The organism is Shewanella cyperi (assembly GCF_017354985.1).
GTDB classification, from domain to species: Bacteria; Pseudomonadota; Gammaproteobacteria; order Enterobacterales; family Shewanellaceae; genus Shewanella; species Shewanella cyperi.
In genome coordinates, this window is record NZ_CP071501.1 from 1,233,766 (window position 1) to 1,250,030 (window position 16,265).

At 54.3% G+C, this 16,265-nt stretch carries 13 protein-coding genes; 4 read left to right on the forward strand and 9 right to left on the reverse strand.

Going from position 1 to position 16,265, the window contains the following annotated elements; all coding sequences use genetic code 11:
* Positions 1-98: 98 nt before the first annotated feature.
* The 5 genes from JYB84_RS05205 to JYB84_RS05225 form a co-directional block, all read right to left on the reverse strand.
* Complete coding sequence (locus JYB84_RS05205; RefSeq protein WP_207322374.1) at positions 99-641, reverse strand: GNAT family N-acetyltransferase; 543 nt, start codon at positions 639-641, stop codon at positions 99-101.
* 303 nt (positions 642-944) lie between these two features.
* Complete coding sequence (locus tag JYB84_RS05210; RefSeq protein WP_207322375.1) at positions 945-1,724, reverse strand: endonuclease/exonuclease/phosphatase family protein; 780 nt, start codon at positions 1,722-1,724, stop codon at positions 945-947.
* Positions 1,725-2,165: 441 nt separating this feature from the next.
* A complete protein-coding gene (gene ygjK / locus JYB84_RS05215) occupies positions 2,166-4,697 on the reverse strand; it encodes an alpha-glucosidase (protein ID WP_228290887.1) in 2,532 nt (843 codons plus the stop codon).
* Between the two features lie 284 nt (positions 4,698-4,981).
* Positions 4,982-5,359, reverse strand: coding sequence for a VOC family protein (locus tag JYB84_RS05220; protein ID WP_207322377.1), 378 nt, complete (start codon positions 5,357-5,359; stop codon positions 4,982-4,984).
* Between the two features lie 148 nt (positions 5,360-5,507).
* Positions 5,508-6,440 (reverse strand): LysR family transcriptional regulator, encoded by a 933-nt coding sequence (locus JYB84_RS05225; protein WP_207322378.1) that lies wholly within the window; start codon positions 6,438-6,440, stop codon positions 5,508-5,510.
* 133 nt (positions 6,441-6,573) lie between these two features.
* Here JYB84_RS05225 and JYB84_RS05230 point away from each other — a divergent pair, with 133 nt between their 5' ends.
* Positions 6,574-7,665 carry an oxidoreductase gene (locus tag JYB84_RS05230; RefSeq protein ID WP_207322379.1) on the forward strand — a complete coding sequence of 364 codons (1,092 nt, stop codon included), beginning with the start codon at positions 6,574-6,576 and terminating at the stop codon, positions 7,663-7,665.
* Between the two features lie 214 nt (positions 7,666-7,879).
* Here JYB84_RS05230 and JYB84_RS05235 read toward each other — a convergent pair whose 3' ends face one another.
* Positions 7,880-9,937 (reverse strand): glycoside hydrolase family 97 protein, encoded by a 2,058-nt coding sequence (locus tag JYB84_RS05235; protein ID WP_207322380.1) that lies wholly within the window; start codon positions 9,935-9,937, stop codon positions 7,880-7,882.
* 486 nt (positions 9,938-10,423) lie between these two features.
* Positions 10,424-10,537: a BBE domain-containing protein gene (locus JYB84_RS05240; RefSeq protein WP_207323109.1), complete on the reverse strand. Its 114-nt coding sequence runs from the start codon at positions 10,535-10,537 to the stop codon at positions 10,424-10,426.
* Between the two features lie 408 nt (positions 10,538-10,945).
* On the opposite strand from JYB84_RS05240, the gene JYB84_RS05245 reads away from it, so the two are divergent.
* Positions 10,946-12,271 carry a serine hydrolase domain-containing protein gene (locus JYB84_RS05245; protein ID WP_228290888.1) on the forward strand — a complete coding sequence of 442 codons (1,326 nt, stop codon included), beginning with the start codon at positions 10,946-10,948 and terminating at the stop codon, positions 12,269-12,271.
* Positions 12,272-12,487: 216 nt separating this feature from the next.
* Positions 12,488-12,757 carry a thioredoxin family protein gene (locus JYB84_RS05250; protein ID WP_207322381.1) on the forward strand — a complete coding sequence of 90 codons (270 nt, stop codon included), beginning with the start codon at positions 12,488-12,490 and terminating at the stop codon, positions 12,755-12,757.
* Positions 12,758-13,209: 452 nt separating this feature from the next.
* Here JYB84_RS05250 and JYB84_RS05255 read toward each other — a convergent pair whose 3' ends face one another.
* Positions 13,210-13,707 carry a hypothetical protein gene (locus JYB84_RS05255; protein WP_207322382.1) on the reverse strand — a complete coding sequence of 166 codons (498 nt, stop codon included), beginning with the start codon at positions 13,705-13,707 and terminating at the stop codon, positions 13,210-13,212.
* Positions 13,708-13,709: 2 nt separating this feature from the next.
* Positions 13,710-14,939 carry an AAA family ATPase gene (locus tag JYB84_RS05260; protein ID WP_207322383.1) on the reverse strand — a complete coding sequence of 410 codons (1,230 nt, stop codon included), beginning with the start codon at positions 14,937-14,939 and terminating at the stop codon, positions 13,710-13,712.
* Positions 14,940-15,491: 552 nt separating this feature from the next.
* Here JYB84_RS05260 and JYB84_RS05265 point away from each other — a divergent pair.
* Entirely contained in the window at positions 15,492-15,770 is a 279-nt protein-coding gene (locus JYB84_RS05265) for a hypothetical protein (RefSeq protein WP_207322384.1), read from the forward strand.
* Positions 15,771-16,265: the final 495 nt, after the last annotated feature.

A 16,265-nucleotide genomic window follows, 5' to 3' on the forward strand; every position in this document is an offset into this window, starting at 1 on the left:
TCCTCACCGAAAGAGCCTGGCTATCCGGGCTCGCTAAAGCCAGGGCGCTGTCAAAGCGCCTTTTTCTTTTATCACCCTGTGTTTAAAGCATCTTTCTTTTAAATCGCTTTGGTCATAAAGCGGCTGAAGGGGTCATCACTGTAGTCGCCAAAGGGGCCGCAAAACTCGAAGCCGTGGGCCAGATACAGGCCCTGTGCGGGCAGGAAGAAGTCCACCGAGCCCGTTTCCAGGTACAGGCGGCGAATACCACGCCGGCGGGCATCCTCCAGTAAATGGCGCAGCACGGCCTTGCCGAGGCCGCGGCCACGGAACTGGTTGGCGCAGCGCATGGATTTGAGTTCGGCCTCGGTCTCAGACAACTGCTTGATGGCGCCGCAGGCGGCGAGTACTTCCCCCATGTTTTTTACATCTGCATCTTTTCCTGAAGCAGCATCCCCCTTGAGCCACAGGGTAAAGAGGCGGATATCCGGGCCCTGCAAGCGCTCAAGATTGAGGGCATGAACACTGCCCGGTGGCGAGTTGGCGTGCATGTCGGCAAGGTGCTCCTGCAGCAGTGCCGTCAGTGCTGTGAGGGGCGCTGCTTGGTTGTCCTTTTCGCAGAAGTTGTCCTTGTCGCTGAAATCAAACTGGCGAATGTCCATGGGGGTTTCCTGTATTGAATTTCCTATGACCGCAGGCCAAAGCAAACCCCGGGCCATTGATTGCGTGATTGATTTTATTGGCATTTTCTTTCATTGCCTAAACCGGATGCACAGCCAAAGGGAAGGGCGCTGCACCTTAGTGGTGCAGCTCATGGTTCAAGCTGTTCAGGCGACTTAAATGGTATCGCTGTGCAAGCTCCAGTAACGACAGCAGTCAGGATTTTGAATTGGCCTGCTAATCTGTGGCTCTTGGCAGATTTGCCCTCAGCCACAGCTTTAGCCCTGTGCAGGCCTTATCCCGGTTTATTGACCAATCTTGAACTCGGCATAGATGGGCCTGTGATCCGATGCCATTTGCTCGTCGATAACAGAGTGCTTTATCTCGGAGAGGTGCATTCCCCTGGTGAGGAAAAAGTCTATTTCTTGCTCCGGCTTATCCGAAGGCCAGGTCTTTTGCTGTTGCTTGTTCATGATTTGCCAGCCTGCACGGGTCAGCAACCCCAAAGAGGCATCGCTGGTCTCGCCGTTAAAATCCCCCGCCAGGATCACCGGGTTGTCATTGTGTTCCAGTGCCTTTAGCAGGGCTGATACCTGCTCAGTGCGGATAGATTCGTCGGTCCAATCGTTGTGTATTCCGACAAAGGATAAGGGCTTGGCAAGCCCCGGGACACTGACCCTGATTTCCAGTGCGCTGCGTGGCTCAGCACCTTCAGGTAAAGGGTGAATCTCGGTATCACTGATGGGCAAGCGTGACAATACCGCCATGCCGTATTCGCCCCCCTGAAGATCCATAAACCTGGCGAATCTGTGCTCCATTCCCAGCAAACGGCCGAGCTCCGAGGCAATGTCCAGCTTGTCGCTGCGTTCAACCCCTTTATCTACTTCCTGCAAGGCCACCAAATCCGGCTTGGCGTGGGCTATGACCTCGGCAATACGCTTTAAATCCAGCTTATTGTCCATGCCTACACCATGACGAATGTTGTAGGACACCAGGCGCAGCTCTGTGTGAGCGCCGGTTTGAGTTTCGGCCGCCAAGCTGTTTTGTGTCAGTGCCAGCAGCACTATTGCTGTTAAAAAGCGCATGCTTCCTCCTTGAGTTGTGACTGGAATTCCCGGTGACTGTTTTTCTTCGAGACTGTTTTTCTTCGAGATTGATATTTTCGCCTATCTAACTGGGCCTGCGCCGCTTGAGACCCGAATGTCTGCACCCCATCGGAATGCATCAATGTCGTGGTAAAGGCGATGAAAAAGTACTCAGGCATCCTAAATTGAAGTTGGCATCAGCACAACGCTTGCTCTTTAAATCACCATCTTGAAGGGCCGGCGAGACGTTATAAAACTCTCTGTTAAATCCGCTTTTCCGACACGGGATGGATTTTGACATCAGCATCAAGCCCACTGTGTGTTTGGGGGGAGGCTGAATTTGCGCTGTTGAAATTTGAAAAAGGGCGTGCACGGCCTGCAACCCTATCCGAATGGATGTTGTTGGCAGGCCGTGTTTGAAACAGATAGATATTGATTTTATTACTGGATCTTATTGGTCGTCTGAACCTGAACCTGAGCCTGAGCCTCAGCCTCAGCCGCAGCCGATTCCCGGTACCAGAGATACAGGTGAGCGGCGCTCCAGCTGAAGTTGGTGGCCCCCTGCATCTCGCCGGTCAGGGGATGGTAGTTCTCGCGGATGGGAGCAGAGCCCTTAAGCGCCTCGGCGTTATTGAGCAGCTTGGCGGTGAGCGCCCTGGCATCCTCCAGAAAACCGTAGCGGGCCAAACCCGAGACACCGAAATACCACTGATCCAGCCACACCCGGCCGCGCCAGTAGCTGTGGGGATCGAAGGCCGGCGCCGAGCGGGCGGCGGTGCCCAGGGGTACTGGGGTGTTGAAGACTTTAGGATCGAGCATGTTGCGGCGCACCGCCTGTGCCTGTGCTGGGGCGGCAACCCCTGTCCACAGCGGGCTCCAGCCCTCGGGGCCCATGCCGCGGCGGGTCAGCAGTTTGCCGCTGCCAAGTTCCCGGTCGTAGTAAAAGCCGGATTCGGAATCGAAAAAGTCGCTGTTTATCCGCGCTGCCAGCGCCTCGGCATCCCTTTGCCAGTTGGCGGCGGCCTGCTTATCGCCGAGCAGCGCTGCCATTTGCCCCAGCAGCGCCTTCTCCTGGGCCAGATAGGCGTTCAGCTCCACCGATTCCTGATCTATGGAGTAACCCACCAGCTTGCCGCCATGGCGGTTTTCCACAAAGCCCGGCAACCAGTCGCGGCGGGCCCGGGTCAGATCGCCGCCATAATGCTTGGCCGCATAGGCGCTCAGCTGGCTGTCATCGATAAAGCCGAAACGGGCGGCATTATCCATGCCGGACTCCCAGCCCGCTGCCTGTTGGGCCGGACTTTCCAGGGCCTGATAATCCTGGCTTTGGGCCAGCGTGCGGTAGTCATCCAGCCCGGCACACTCAAGCCAGCCATCCTGCAATGGCTCGCAGCCCGCAGGCACTGTGCCCTTGGGTTTGAGGTAGAAGCGCATCCTGCCCTCGCTGTCCTGATGGGCCGGGTGCAGGGCGGCGCCGTATTCCGCCAGGCCGTTGCCGTCGTGATCCCGGTTGCGATACCACCAATTGTGATAGGCCACCAGTTTGGGGTAAATCTCGCGGATAAAGGCCGGATCGTCACGCAGATACCACACGGCCCAGGCCGCCAGCGGTGGTTTGCTGTTGCGCTCGTTCCAGTTTTCGCCGCTGCCGCCCCTAAGCCCGTCGCGGTTATAAAACACTGTATCTATTATCATGCCCGCGTCCTGGGGCCGCAGCGTATCGTCCGCCTGAATCTGGTAATCAAACAGGGCGCGGATCTGATTCTTCGCCAGCTCGGGGGCGAAATAACTCAGGGCGGCGGCGTGTTTCCAGCTGTCCCAGGCCCAGGCGCCGTCGAAGGCGCGGGCGGTAAGCGAAGGGGTTACGGCATCATGGAGCAGGGCACCGGCGGGGCTGCGCCAGTTGCCGAGCAGGGTCTCCAGGCTTTTCTGCGCCAGTGCCTTGGGCAGGTAGCTGTTCAGTTCGGGCATGCCCTGCTTCAGGTAAGCGCGCCAGCGCTCGCCGCTTTGCTGCCACTGGGCCGCAAGCCTGTCCTCTGTCATCCCGGAGTGCCCAGACTCTGTCTCATCCGGGCTCAGGATATAACGCTCGCGGCTCCAGATAAGCCGTGATTCACCCGCGTTTAAGGTCAGTTCACTGCGACTGAGATAGCCCAGTTCGGTCACAGAGCTGTTGCTGGCCAGACTGCGGCTGATGTCCAGCCCGGCACCGGCAGTGAAATAGCCGGTAAAGCCCTGTTGCAGTTCGGGAAAGCTCAGCCTCAGCCCACCGGTTGTGGGCTGCCATGAGGGGACCTTGTCGGCCGGCCAGAGAGGTCCCTTGTTCTGAGTCAATCGGCTCAGCAGCTCGCCGCGCCACTCCAGCGTCAACGGCAGGGGCTTATCGCCTGTGTTGATAAGCTCGGTGCGGATAAGGGCGCTGCGGCCATCGACAAAGCGCAGCGCCAGCTTGAGCGTCAATTCCGGCCAGCTGAAAAGCTGGCGCAGCTCACCGGCGCAGGCCTGCATCTGGCTGTCGGCACTGGCAAAGTCCAGGGGGCGGCCATCAATACTGGGCTGTAGTTGCTCCAGCATGGGGGCGAGATAGAGGCTGAATTCCTGGGCCACTATCAGGGGGCCGCTGAATCCCGCCTTGGGGCTTTGCGGCAGCAGATAGCCGTGCCAGGCGCCGGCATCGGCCAGGGGATTGAAGGCCTGGTTGCCGTAACTGTCAAACTGCTGCATCAAATTTGGCTCACCACTGCGGTCGAGGACGCTGGGCGTGCATTCCCCTGTTTGGGCTTTAGTTGCAGACAGGGCCTGGGCTTTTACTGGAGATGGGGTTTGAGCCTGGGCTTTTGCATGAGCTTGCGCAGTGCCTGCCAATGTGGACAGCACTGCGAGCACGCACAGCAGGGCGGCACTTTTCGGACGAAATAGGCCCGGAGCAGGTATAGGGTAACGGCGAGGGAAGAGTGTCTTGGCGATTGGCATTGGGCATACGTTCACTTTTTAAAATTGCATACAAACTGCAATCTTGGAGCAGGCTTGTCAATAGTCGAGGGGTATTCGCTAAGCCAGGCTTAAAAAACAGGAAGTCAGAAACCGGAAGTCTTAAACAAGAAGTCTTAAACAAGAAGTCTTAAACAAGAGGTCTTAACCAAGAGGTCTTAAACAGGACGGGAAAAGAAAGTGGGGCGCTAAGGGAAACGGCGCCCGCAGGCGCCGCTTGGCTGGCTATGTATTCAGGCAATGGGGTTATGAAGGCATGAGGATCATCAAGGCCTTTCATTGGCAGAGCAAAACCACAGTTTGTTGCCCTCGCTGTCAAGGAAGCTGCCGAGCAGGTAATACTCTTCCATCGGCACCACAGGATCGGCAATAGTCACATTGCGCTCCCTCAGAAAGGCCTCGGTATCCGGCGCATAGTCGCACAAAATGGTCAGCCTGGGATTGGGTTCGGCCGTCGGTTTGCCATACCAGTCATCCTTGAGCATCAGCATCAGATCCCCCAGGGCATAGCCCCTGACCTCGCCGTGCTCCGACACAGTATCCAGCCCCAACACTTTGCCATAAAAATGTTGGGCCCGGGCCATATCCGTAACTGCCAGGGCGATAACCTTCACCGCCTTCAACCCATGGGAAACACTGCTCATTTGTTGTACTCCAGATTGGGGGAGGGATCTTAAGTATAGGCCCGTTGAAGACCTTGCGGTTTGCAGCAGCAGTCGCTGTTTCGCTCGTTTTTGCGGCTACTTTGGCAGCCCACATGACGCAGATTGGATTGTCCCCAATGCCCGGCAGCTAGTCTGCGTTGAGGCTCTGTTGCTGTCTGGCCAGGTAATCGCAGACGAAGCCGATAAATTGGTTCACCAGCGCCGACTCTTCCCGTCTTTGGGTGTAGAGGGCATAAAACCTCGATGACTTGAGAGGCTGCTGGGGCAATACCTGAACCAGCCGGCCCTGACTGAGATCGTCCGCCACCATGTAAGCCGGCATCTTGGCTATGCCGAGCCCCTGCCGCACCGCAGTCAGGGCGGCGCGCTTGCTGTTGAAGCACAGCTGTCCCTGAATATCGCAGCGGATAAGCTCACGGCCTTCACCGAACTCCCAGGTCTCCAGGCTGCTCAGCTGATTGCCATAGGTGATGCAGCTGTGTTGCCTCAGTTGCTGGATGTGCTGCGGCGCCTCCCGGCTGCTCAGGTAAGCGGCACTGGCACACAGCACTGAGGCGTCTTCGCAGATGGGACGGGCAATATAGTCCTCGGGGGCGGCCTCGGCGCTGCGAAACCCTATGTGTATGTTGCCGAGGATGAGGTCACGGCGACAGTCGGAATAGTCCGCCACCAGGATGACCTCGGGATATGCCTGCTTGAAAGCTATGATGGCCGGTGTCAACACCTCTTCCCCCCACAGTTTGGGGGCGGTGAGCCTCAGCTCGCCGCTGACGCAGCGCTTTTGTTTGTCGAGGCTGTCGAGCATTTGCTGATGCAGGGCAATGATCTGCTCGGCGCGGCGATGGAAGTCGTTGCCGCTGTCGGTGACCTGCAGCCGTCTGGTGGTGCGCTTGAGCAGGGATGTGCCCAGCTGCTGCTCCAGAAACTGTATGTCTTTCGAGGCCTTGCTGGTGGATATCTCCAGGGCTTCGGCAGCCGCGGCAAAAGAGCCGCCCCTCACTATGGCGTTGAACAGCCGCATCAGGTAGATATTATCCAGTTTATTGTTTTGATTGGACAAAGTGTGTCTCCTTAGCGACTTTCATACCGCCAATTACTTCTTGTCAGGAAATAGAGTCTATCTCAGCTGCCGGATTATTTCCTCGAGTTGCGGTAGTAAGCTCACGGCCATTGGTAGATGTGAGGACCCAAATATGCAATCGAGCTTGTCACAACCATGGCTGTTCCCCGATGCGGGCATCAGGGCGAAAAACCGCGCCGTGCTGGCGCCCCTGACCCACAACATGAGTTTGGAGGGCGGCCTTGTCAGCGACAACGAGCTGATCTGGCTCGAAAAGGCCGCCGCCGGCGGTTTTGGCACCCTGATCGCCGCCGCCACCTTGGTGGCCGATGGCGGCCGCTGCTGGCCCGGGCAACCGGCCCTGCTAACCGGGCAGCATCAGGCGCGCTTTGCCGAATTTGCCAGGATAGCGGCCAGCCATGGCGCCCTGGCACTGGTGCAGCTGCACCACGGTGGGGTGAGGGCCATTCCCGGGCTCAATGGCAGGCCACCGGTTGGCCCCTCGGCCATCCCTGCGGGCGGCAGATACCCCCTCGGGGTGGAGGCCCTGACCGACGAGGGCATTGAGGCCATGATAGCCGCCTTCGCCGATGCGGCGGTGCGGGCCCACGGGGCCGGGCTACATGGGGTCGAGCTGCACGCGGCGCACCATTTCCTGCTGTGTAACTTCCTGAATCCGGAAATCAATCAGCGCAGCGACAAGTGGGGTGGCTCGGCAGCAAATCGCGCCAGAATACTGCTGGAGATCATCGGCGCAATTCGTGCCCGGGTGCCGCGCAGCTTCCTGATAGGTGTGCGCCTTTCCCCAGAAAGTTATGCCAATGTGCAGGGGATTAAGCTGATGAATCAGCTGGAAATTACCCGGCTGCTCGCGGCCGGGGGGCTTGATTATGTGCATTTTTCCATGGGTGACAGCTTCAAGCAGGCGGACGAGTTTGCCGGGGAGTCGCTGCTGGCGCTGATAGCGTCCCAGCTTGGCGGCAAGTTGCCGCTGATGGTGGCGGGCAAGGTACAAAACGCCCGGGATGGCGACGCCCTGCTTGGCCTCGGAGCCGATATGGTGGCTGTGGGTTCGGCGGCCATAGGCAACCCGGACTGGGTCAAACGCCAGAGTGCCGGACAGCAATTGATAGCCGCGCCCTTCAGCGAATCCTGGCTGCTGGCCCAGGGTTTTAACGAGCGGGCACTGGACTATTTTCGCACCGTGCCAGGGCTGGTGTTATGAGTGGGGCCTATGCTGCAAGTTCCATCAGCTTAGCTGAATCGACAAGGATGGGGTTGTGCTAACAGCCCGTAAGATTGCAGATATTTTTTTAAATTGAGCCTTTTGCTATAGGCAGATATGTTGTGATGGGCATAAAGAAACACCCGCGAATGCGGGTGTTTTTCTTCATCAAGTGTTGAAGGCTGGCCGGAAACTCTTACCTACTTAAAGCGACTTACAGCGCCTTAAAGCGAACCGCCACACCGCCACCGGCTGCCAGATGCAGCTTGAGCTTATCGCCCTTGCGCACCACCTGCTTGCCTGTGTCCAGCTCGTAGGGGTGCCATTTCCACTCGGCGTCTTTGCCGTCCTGGTAGATCTGCGCTTCGAACTGCTTGCCGGGTTCGAGGAAGTCCAGCGCCAGCTCGATATCGCGGGCGTTGTCGTCGGTCACGGCGCCGAGATACCAGTCGTTGCCGCTGTACTGACGCGCCTTGCGCTCCTTGCGGGCCATGACCACAAAGTCACCCACTTCACCGTCGAGCGCTATGCTCTGCTCCCAGTCGGTGGGCACGTCCTTGATAAACTGGAAGGCGTCGGGGCGTTTGAGGTAGTTCTCCGGCAGATCGGCCGCCATCTGAATGGGGCTGTAGAGCACCACATAGAGCGCCAGCTGTTTCGCCAGTGTGCTCTGGGGCCTGTTGGTCTTGTCGCCCAGGCCATTGAAGCTCATGTCGAAAATGCCGGGAGTAAAGTCCATGGGGCCGGCCAGCATGCGGGTATAGGCCAGCATGGCGATGTGCTCAACCGGGTTCGGTGGCGTGCCCCAGGCATTGTATTCCTGGCCCCGGGCACCCTCGCGGGCAATCCAATTGGGGAAGGTACGACGGAGGCCCGTGTCTTTGATGGGTTCGTGGGTGTTGATGCTTATCCGGTGTTTGGCGGCGGCCTTCACGTTGTCCAAGTATTCGCCCACCATAAACTGGCCGTCGTGCCACTCGTGGCGCACCACGCCGTTTTCATCTATGCGTTTGATGTTGCCGCCATCGGCTACGTAGCCGGTCTTCACCTGACTGACGCCCATTTTTTCATACAGGCTGAAGGCATCTTCCCACTGCTTGCGGTAGTTGCTGACGCTGCCGGAAGTCTCGTGGTGGCCAATCAGCTTGGCGCCCACCTCGCGGCCATAGTCTGTGATGGCCTTAATATCGAAGTCCGGGAAGGGCTCAGTGAAGCTGAACAGGTCGCCGTTATGGAACCAGTCGCCGTCCCAGCCCAGGTTCCAGCCTTCCACCAAAACACCGTCGAAGCCGTTGTCGGCGGCAAAGCGCAGGTACTTCTTGGTTTCGCTGGTGGTGGCGCCGTGCTTGCTGCCGCTGCCCCAGGTGTTCTGGTTGATGTGCATGCCCCACCAGATCCCCACGTACTTGCCGGGTTGCACCCAGGACACATCACCGAGCTGGTTGGGCTCGTTGAGGTTGAGGATAAGGTGCGAGTTAATCAGGCCAGCGGCCTTGTCGGCCACCTGGATGGTGCGCCAGGGGGTATTGAACTTACCGCTGGTTTTGACCGCCACTCCGTCGGACCAGGGCGTCAGCTCGGCCACAAAGGTACCGGGACGGTGCTGCTTCAGTGTCATGGCGGCATAGTCCACCAGGGCCGCCTCGTGGATGGCCAGATGTACGCCATCGGCGGTTTTCAGCGTGAAGGGGGTCTGCACCTGATTCACTTCGGCAAGTGGGGTGTGCTGGTAAATGTATTCGTAGCGGTTCCAGCCGCGGCCGGGGATCCACCAGGCGCTGGCCTGTTCACCCTGTTCGCTTTGAGCACCCTCATCTGCTTGTGAGATCACAAACTCGGTCAGTTCGCGGCTGATATTCAGCGGCGTGTCACTGTCCACCTCGTAGCGGAAACCTATGCCGTCATCGAAGGCGCGAAATCGTACCTTGTAGCCCTGCTTGCTGCCGGGATTGACGAAACTCACCGTCAGTTCGTTGTGCCTGTCGCGGATAAGCCGCGCCTCACCCCAGGGCTGCTCCCAGGTGTCATCCACTTTGGCGCTCTGGCTGTCCTTGATTTCAAAGCCGTCGCGAAAGGACGCGGCTTTGACAAAGTCGAACCCCAGTTTGGAGGCGGCAATCACCGACTTGCCGTGGAACAGCACGGCGTAATTGGGCTGCAGGTCATCGTTGACCCTGACCTCAATCTCGCCGTTGGGGGAGTGCAGGCTCAGGGTTTTGGCCTGCAATGGCAAACTGGCCCCGAGGGCCATCAGCAGCAGTGAACAGCGCATCTATCATTCCTTGTAAGGTGTCTTGTTGTTTGTCACCACCTTAACTTAGGCTTTGGTCTCAACGACATAAGCTGCATACGTATTCAGAGACGTCAGGCCAGCTGACGAGGGCTGGTTTTGGCGCTTTGTAAGCGACTTAAGGTCGAAGCCCTCCAGGCTTCACCCGGGCAAGGGGCTTTGCTCGTCCAAAGCCCCTTGCATCCCAAATGACGCCCCCGCCGAAGCCAAGCGCTTTGGGTTTATGGGCTGGAAACGGCCACCGAAACCGACTCGCTCCAAGCTCGACGGTTTCTGCCTCGATATCCTATCTCGGCTTACCCGTTTCTCTCAGCCCAACGCCCAAAGCGGCTTCGAAGGGGGAAATGGTGCATTCCGCTGCTTTTGAGGTTGTCCAGATTCTTGGCTTTACTGCAGATGATATGAAGTGCGTGAAGGGCAGACCCAAGCGCAGTGCACCTAGGTCTGCCGGGGAGGCGGAAGTCCAGCTTAAGCCGGTTTGATGTTCTGGTTCATCTTGAACAGGTTGTTGGGGTCATATTTGCCCTTGAGCTTGGCGAGGCGTTGGTAGGTCTCGCCGTAGGCGAACTCAACCCGGCCCAGCCCTCATTAGCAGAAAGCTCAGCGGAGGGGCATTGGTGACGCTATTGGTTACAGCTTAGCCATTGCAACTCCGGTAGCATTTCAATAATGTAAGCGAAATTAATTTGTTAGTGTCAGATTCTGGCCGCTGATCCAACTGATAGCCAACTCAAGGACGAACCTCTTATGCCTCGATCACCTTTACTGCGCACTCCTCAGCTGTATCTTGTGCGGTGCCTCGCGCTGTTTGCGGCTTGTATGGGGGCCGCCTGCACCGGCGTCGCTTTCGCCGCCGCTTCAGACGTCTCAAACGCCTCCGGAACTTCTAACGCTTTAAACAACAGCGCGAGCGCGCTGAATGAGAAAATTGCCCGCATTGAGCAGGGGCTTTCCAGTTCAGTGGTGGTCAAGGGCGCGCCGGATCAAAAAATGCGCCTCGAAGACAGGATGCGCTACCACCAGGTGCCTGCCGTCAGCATAGCAGTGGTGAATAATGGCCAGCTTGAATGGGCCCGCGCCTATGGGGTTAACCTGGTTGGCAGCAGCGAGCACACCACGCCGGACACCTTGTTTCAAATCGCCTCTATCAGTAAGGCCGTCAGCGCCATGGCGGCCTTGCATATGGTTGAGCAAGGCAAACTGCAGTTGGATGGCGATATCAATAAGCAACTGAAAAGCTGGCAGCTGCCCGACAATGAATTCACCCAAGAACACAAGGTGAGCCTGCGGCAGTTGCTGAACCACAGTGGTGGCGTCAATGTGCATGGTTTTCATGGCTATCCAGAAAAGCAAACCGTACCCAGCCTGCTTGCGGTGCTGGATGGTGAAGCCCCCGCCAATTCAGAACCTGTGCGGGTTGAAGCCATTCCGGGCACAGAGTGGCGTTATTCCGGCGGCGGTTACAGCATCATCCAATTGCTGATGACAGAAGTGAGCAAACAGGATTTCCCACAGCTTTTGCAAGATATAGTCTTCACCCCCTTGGATATGCGCCACAGCCGCTTTGCCAGCCGCCTGCCGGATGAAGAGCGCAGCCATGCCGCCGCAGGACATGAGGTCAACGGCGAAGCTATTGAAGGTTTGTGGCATCAATATCCCGAGTTGGCCGCGGCCAGTATGTGGAGCACAGCCTCTGATTTGACCAAAATCATTATCGAAGTGCAGCAGTCGGACGCCGGCACCTCAAACAAAATCCTGTCCAGTCAAATGACCAAAACCATGTTAACCCGTGGCCTCGGCGAAACCGGCCTGGGCTTTTTTGTTGAGGATAAGTCAGACGGAAGCGGCTCCAGCTACACCAGTTTCAGCCACAGCGGCGGCATTGAAGGCTCTCGCAGCTTACTGTTCGGCTACACCAAAACCGGCCAGGGCGCCGTGGTGCTGACCAACAGCGACAATGGCATGGCCTTGATTGAGGAAATCTTTACCAGTATTGCCGCCGAATACCATTGGCCCGATTTCAAGGTGACGGAAAAGACCGCCATGGCGCCGGACCCGGTACTGAACCAAAAAGTGGCCGGCGAGTACCAGCTGTTTGACCAGCCCGCCCATGTGTTTACCGAAGCAGACCGCCTGTATCTGCAATGCAATGTCCTTGGCAACAAGGCCCTCGAACTGCATCCTGAAGCCAATGCCAGCTTCTTCCTGACCGCCCCGGATGCCACGGTCCGGTTTGAAACCGATGCCGAAAACAAACCGACCGGGTTTGCCTTGCTGAAGGGGGTTAATACCTATAAGGCGCAGAGGGTTAACTAAAACCCGGTATCGGCCAGGCTGTATGCCCGCAAGCGGTCATGGCTTGGGCTTACAAGTCTGTCGCTTCGGGATATTTATCCGACCCGACAGTCTTTATAGCCAGTTTTTATAGAAATTGATGGCGTTACCTACGGCGGCGCTACTTTGCAGGGGGCAGGGGTGAGGTTTCCAAGTATAATTCATTATCTTGAGCATCCTGATGACTTGGCCGGGCTGATGTCGAAGCACCGACATATCTTGCTGTTCTTTTCAGCCGACTGGTGCCCGCCCTGCCGCGCCATGGAAGGGACCTTAATCAATACCTCCTTTGAGCTTGAGCACAAAGCCCTGGTGATCAAGGCCGATCCCAAGGTATGTGAAGCGCTGGCCGCGTCTTTGAAGGTGCGATCTGTACCCGCCTATGTGGCCTTCAATGACGGCGTGGCCTCAGAGCCCGCCTATGGTATCCAGCGAATCGACAGTCTGCTGGATATGGTGTTGGTCTAACCACCTAGCGGGTTTGTTGTTTTTCAAACAACGGTAAGTCGTGGCCAAATGCATCCCTGCACAACGGCCAGTTCGCCCTCTGTCGGACAGGAGTCCCAATGCCGTGAAGGGCAGAATGCCCGAGAGCGGCTCTGGCTCTCGCTCGTAAGCCAGTCGCTGCGCGACACTCGCCCAGCCGACACCCGGGCAAGGGGCTTTGCTCGTCCGCGAACAACGTTACTGTTTAACGGCCAGCTCACCATCTACCGGACAGGAGTTCAAATGCCGTGTAGGGTAGGACGCCCGAGAACTGCCATGGTTCGGCTTGCCCGTTTTATTTAGCACAATCCACAAAGTGAAGGTTTCAACGTGGGGGATGGCGAAACCTTTAGCTTTGACACATTGCGGTTGAATTTCACTGTTCTTTCGTTATCGATAGTAAATATAACGATTCTGCCAAATTTAATTGGCTATTAAATATCAATACGCTTCTGGATAAATAATTTATGTCCTCCAGAGTTCTTATAAAACTTAGCCATTTCCCCCATGTTGCTCCTGTTTGCCTGAGGTCGAAGGGAATTGCAAATATGCCCAATGATCTCTTTTGCATTGGCAGACGAATCGTTTTGTTTATAAAGAGCGATTGTGTTTATTAATTGTGAGCTTGCCTTTGCAAGCCAACCTTTACTAGTTCGTTCTTTTAACTCTATAAATACAACGGTATTGGCATCAATCAATGCACAGTCACATGTAGATTCTAAGTTCTTTGGCTCATCAGATTTGTAAAATCTTATACAATTGTCAATTGCATAAAATTCTAATTCTTTGGAGTTTTTATTGTTAACATCAGCAATCCACTTATGGCTATCTGTATTGGTAGGAAATGCTGGTGCACTTTGATTGGAATTATCGTCAATAATTCCGAATCTATTCCAATTTATCTGGGTGCGACATCCATTGCAAAAAAACAAAATTATTCCTCCATGTACAGCAAGCTTGAAAATTGTTCGTTTATTTCTTCGAACTTATAGTTAAGTTTGTTATCATCTGGAATAAAACCCTCAGCAATATCAAGTTTTTCTATCGATCCGCCGCCATTACACTCGTATACGTTTGCAATGCTGGGTGATATTGTACTGGCACGAGGTACGATATCTGAGACCTGTTTAAAATTAGTATCTGATAATTCTTTTTCAAACAACCTGTTTGCCATAAAGTTTAAAGTGAGAAAACTTACAATATATGGACTGTGTGTTGTTATTACTAGCCTATTATCTTTTGATTTATTTAAAGCCTTTAATAACTCAAAAAGAATGCTCTTTTGAGAGTCTGGGTACAAATTCTGCTCAGGTTCTTCCACAACGTTAATAAAGGCAGAGTAAGTGAATCTTTTTCTTATTTGATTGATTGTTAATATGAAATCTTTAACTTTTCTATTCTTTACGTGTTCTAATGAAGAAAACGCTTTCTGAAACTCTTTTGTAATTCTTCTCTGTAATGCGACATTTAAGTGCTCATCTGTACCATTCATATTTTGGTTTGATATAAAGTCACTTAAATATTCTGTAACCAAAAATAATGGCACCAAACTTTGATACCCACTAGAGCCATTAATAAGATTAGTTTTAAACCCTTCGCCAACTAAATATGATGAGCCATCATCAGGTTCATACTGATACTTTAGCTTACCTATTGGCAAATCTACTAGTTTTGAGCGTATGTAATCTTTTGCTTCTTCATATTCAGCTAAAAAGGCATGAAGCGCCCTTGGTAATTTTGAAATAAGCTCTGGTCTTACAATTGAAGTTAAGAAGTTTCTTTCAGCTGGAACGTACATTATCTTGGGTGAAGAATAAGCTGGATTATCTCGCTCTGAAATAGAAAAAATATTCTTATCTAGTTTAAATTCATATTTGCTGCCAATAAAATGTACAAACGACTTATCTGAGAAATACTCAGATATTCCTTGAAAAGACATAACGTCATCTAAAAAAAACTCTACATTATTAGCTTCATCTAAACTAACATCTTCCCGAACAAGTGATTTTTCTAACCAGCAAAGCGATGAGTACACTTTTGCAATAGTACTTTTACCTGAACCCTGAATGCCGGTAATCACCGTCAATCCATCAAATGATATGTATTCATCTCGACCCAATCCATTTTTGATTGGCCCAACATTACAAATGGCTAGTTTTGACATATAAATCCATTCAGTTCTGATAAAATCGCAGTTGGCATTATATACATAGATGTTGCAGCACTCAATCATTCATAATGAAAACAAGAGTCAACCAATTTTTTGTATGTTGTTGATATATAAGGCTTCATTCTTGGATGAACTATTCGTATAGTCGTAAGGTGCACTGTCTCGAAGGTGACTGAATGAACTGTTCATGGGCGAAGGAGTAAATGGTCTTTACGATAAATGCTGAGGTAGTTGGCGGATTTTGAAGGGGGGACTACGTGTAAAGATGTCTCACATTACGGCAGGGAAGATAGAGTGTAGAAAGCTACAACAAGATTTTTCTGAGGTCTTGCTGGTCGTTTCGAAGTGGCGTACTTCAGGTTAAATTGTTCGGCTACACACTTATTACTCATTGGTGTCGCTGAAAGGGGGGTTGGGCGCGTAGCCGAGGCAAAGCGATAAGCTCTCTATCGCGAGGAAGGAAAACCAATGGCACTGAGACCTTTATAGAAAAATCTGCTAAGTTCCCCGGATATCTCAAGGACGACAGGACAAGGTGAAGGATAAATGCAGCGACGTCAGAGAAAACCCAAACAACCAAGCACTTGGGTTGATTTTCTCCTGGGGCAATTCGCCGCAGCCGTTTTTGCGGTGCCTACGGCACTGGTGCTGTGGCTTTTAGTTGCCAAGTCTGTCAGTGGTATCGGCCCGTCAGACACCTTGATTGGCTGGGGTGGTTTTTGGCTGATCCTCGGTTGCTTCGCGTTTGTATCAGTCTTTTTTCCTAAAGCATTTCCCGACCTGCTCGGTAAAATCTGGGAAGCATTATTTGATCTGAAGCGTTGATATTAAGACATGTATTGCAGCGTCAAAAGGCAAGATAAGTACAGCACTTAACTTGATGGTTGCACCGCGCTCCTCTCCGCGTGGCGGCCAGAGGCCTTCGGGGAACGCTAGTGGAATGAAAATGTTCATTCCACGGTCTGGCGACACGCTTATCCCCCATCGAAGCCGCTTTGGTCGTTGGGCTGAAAGAAACGGGTGAGCCGAGGCATGGCCGTTCTCAGGCGTCCTGCCCTCTACGGCATTGGGACTCCTGTCCGGCAGATGCCGAGGCAGCACCCGAGATTGGACAGGCACAACACTTAACTTGCAGGTTGCACCTGTTCCTTTCCCCATCGAAGCCGCTTTGGTCGCTGGGCTGAAAGAAACGGGTGAGCCGAGGCATGGACGCCGAGGAAGAGACCGTCGAGCAGGAGCGAGTCGGTCTCGGTGGCCGTTTCCAGCCCAAAAGGCCAAAGCGCTCGGCTTCGTCAGGGGCGGCAGGGGAGTTCCTAGAGG

What these genes read in the sequence shown, in the direction of transcription:
- ygjK (WP_228290887.1), bottom strand. Translation starts at nt 4,697, where the DNA reads ATGCCAATCGCCAAGACACTCTTCCCTCGCCGTTACCCTATACCTGCT.
- JYB84_RS05245 (WP_228290888.1), top strand. Translation starts at nt 10,946, where the DNA reads ATGCGCCTCGAAGACAGGATGCGCTACCACCAGGTGCCTGCCGTCAGC.
- JYB84_RS05265 (WP_207322384.1), top strand. Translation starts at nt 15,492, where the DNA reads ATGCAGCGACGTCAGAGAAAACCCAAACAACCAAGCACTTGGGTTGAT.
- JYB84_RS05210 (WP_207322375.1), bottom strand. Translation starts at nt 1,724, where the DNA reads ATGCGCTTTTTAACAGCAATAGTGCTGCTGGCACTGACACAAAACAGC.
- JYB84_RS05230 (WP_207322379.1), top strand. Translation starts at nt 6,574, where the DNA reads ATGCAATCGAGCTTGTCACAACCATGGCTGTTCCCCGATGCGGGCATC.
- JYB84_RS05235 (WP_207322380.1), bottom strand. Translation starts at nt 9,937, where the DNA reads ATGCGCTGTTCACTGCTGCTGATGGCCCTCGGGGCCAGTTTGCCATTG.
- JYB84_RS05220 (WP_207322377.1), bottom strand. Translation starts at nt 5,359, where the DNA reads ATGAGCAGTGTTTCCCATGGGTTGAAGGCGGTGAAGGTTATCGCCCTG.
- JYB84_RS05260 (WP_207322383.1), bottom strand. Translation starts at nt 14,939, where the DNA reads ATGTCAAAACTAGCCATTTGTAATGTTGGGCCAATCAAAAATGGATTG.
- JYB84_RS05250 (WP_207322381.1), top strand. Translation starts at nt 12,488, where the DNA reads ATGTCGAAGCACCGACATATCTTGCTGTTCTTTTCAGCCGACTGGTGC.
- JYB84_RS05205 (WP_207322374.1), bottom strand. Translation starts at nt 641, where the DNA reads ATGGACATTCGCCAGTTTGATTTCAGCGACAAGGACAACTTCTGCGAA.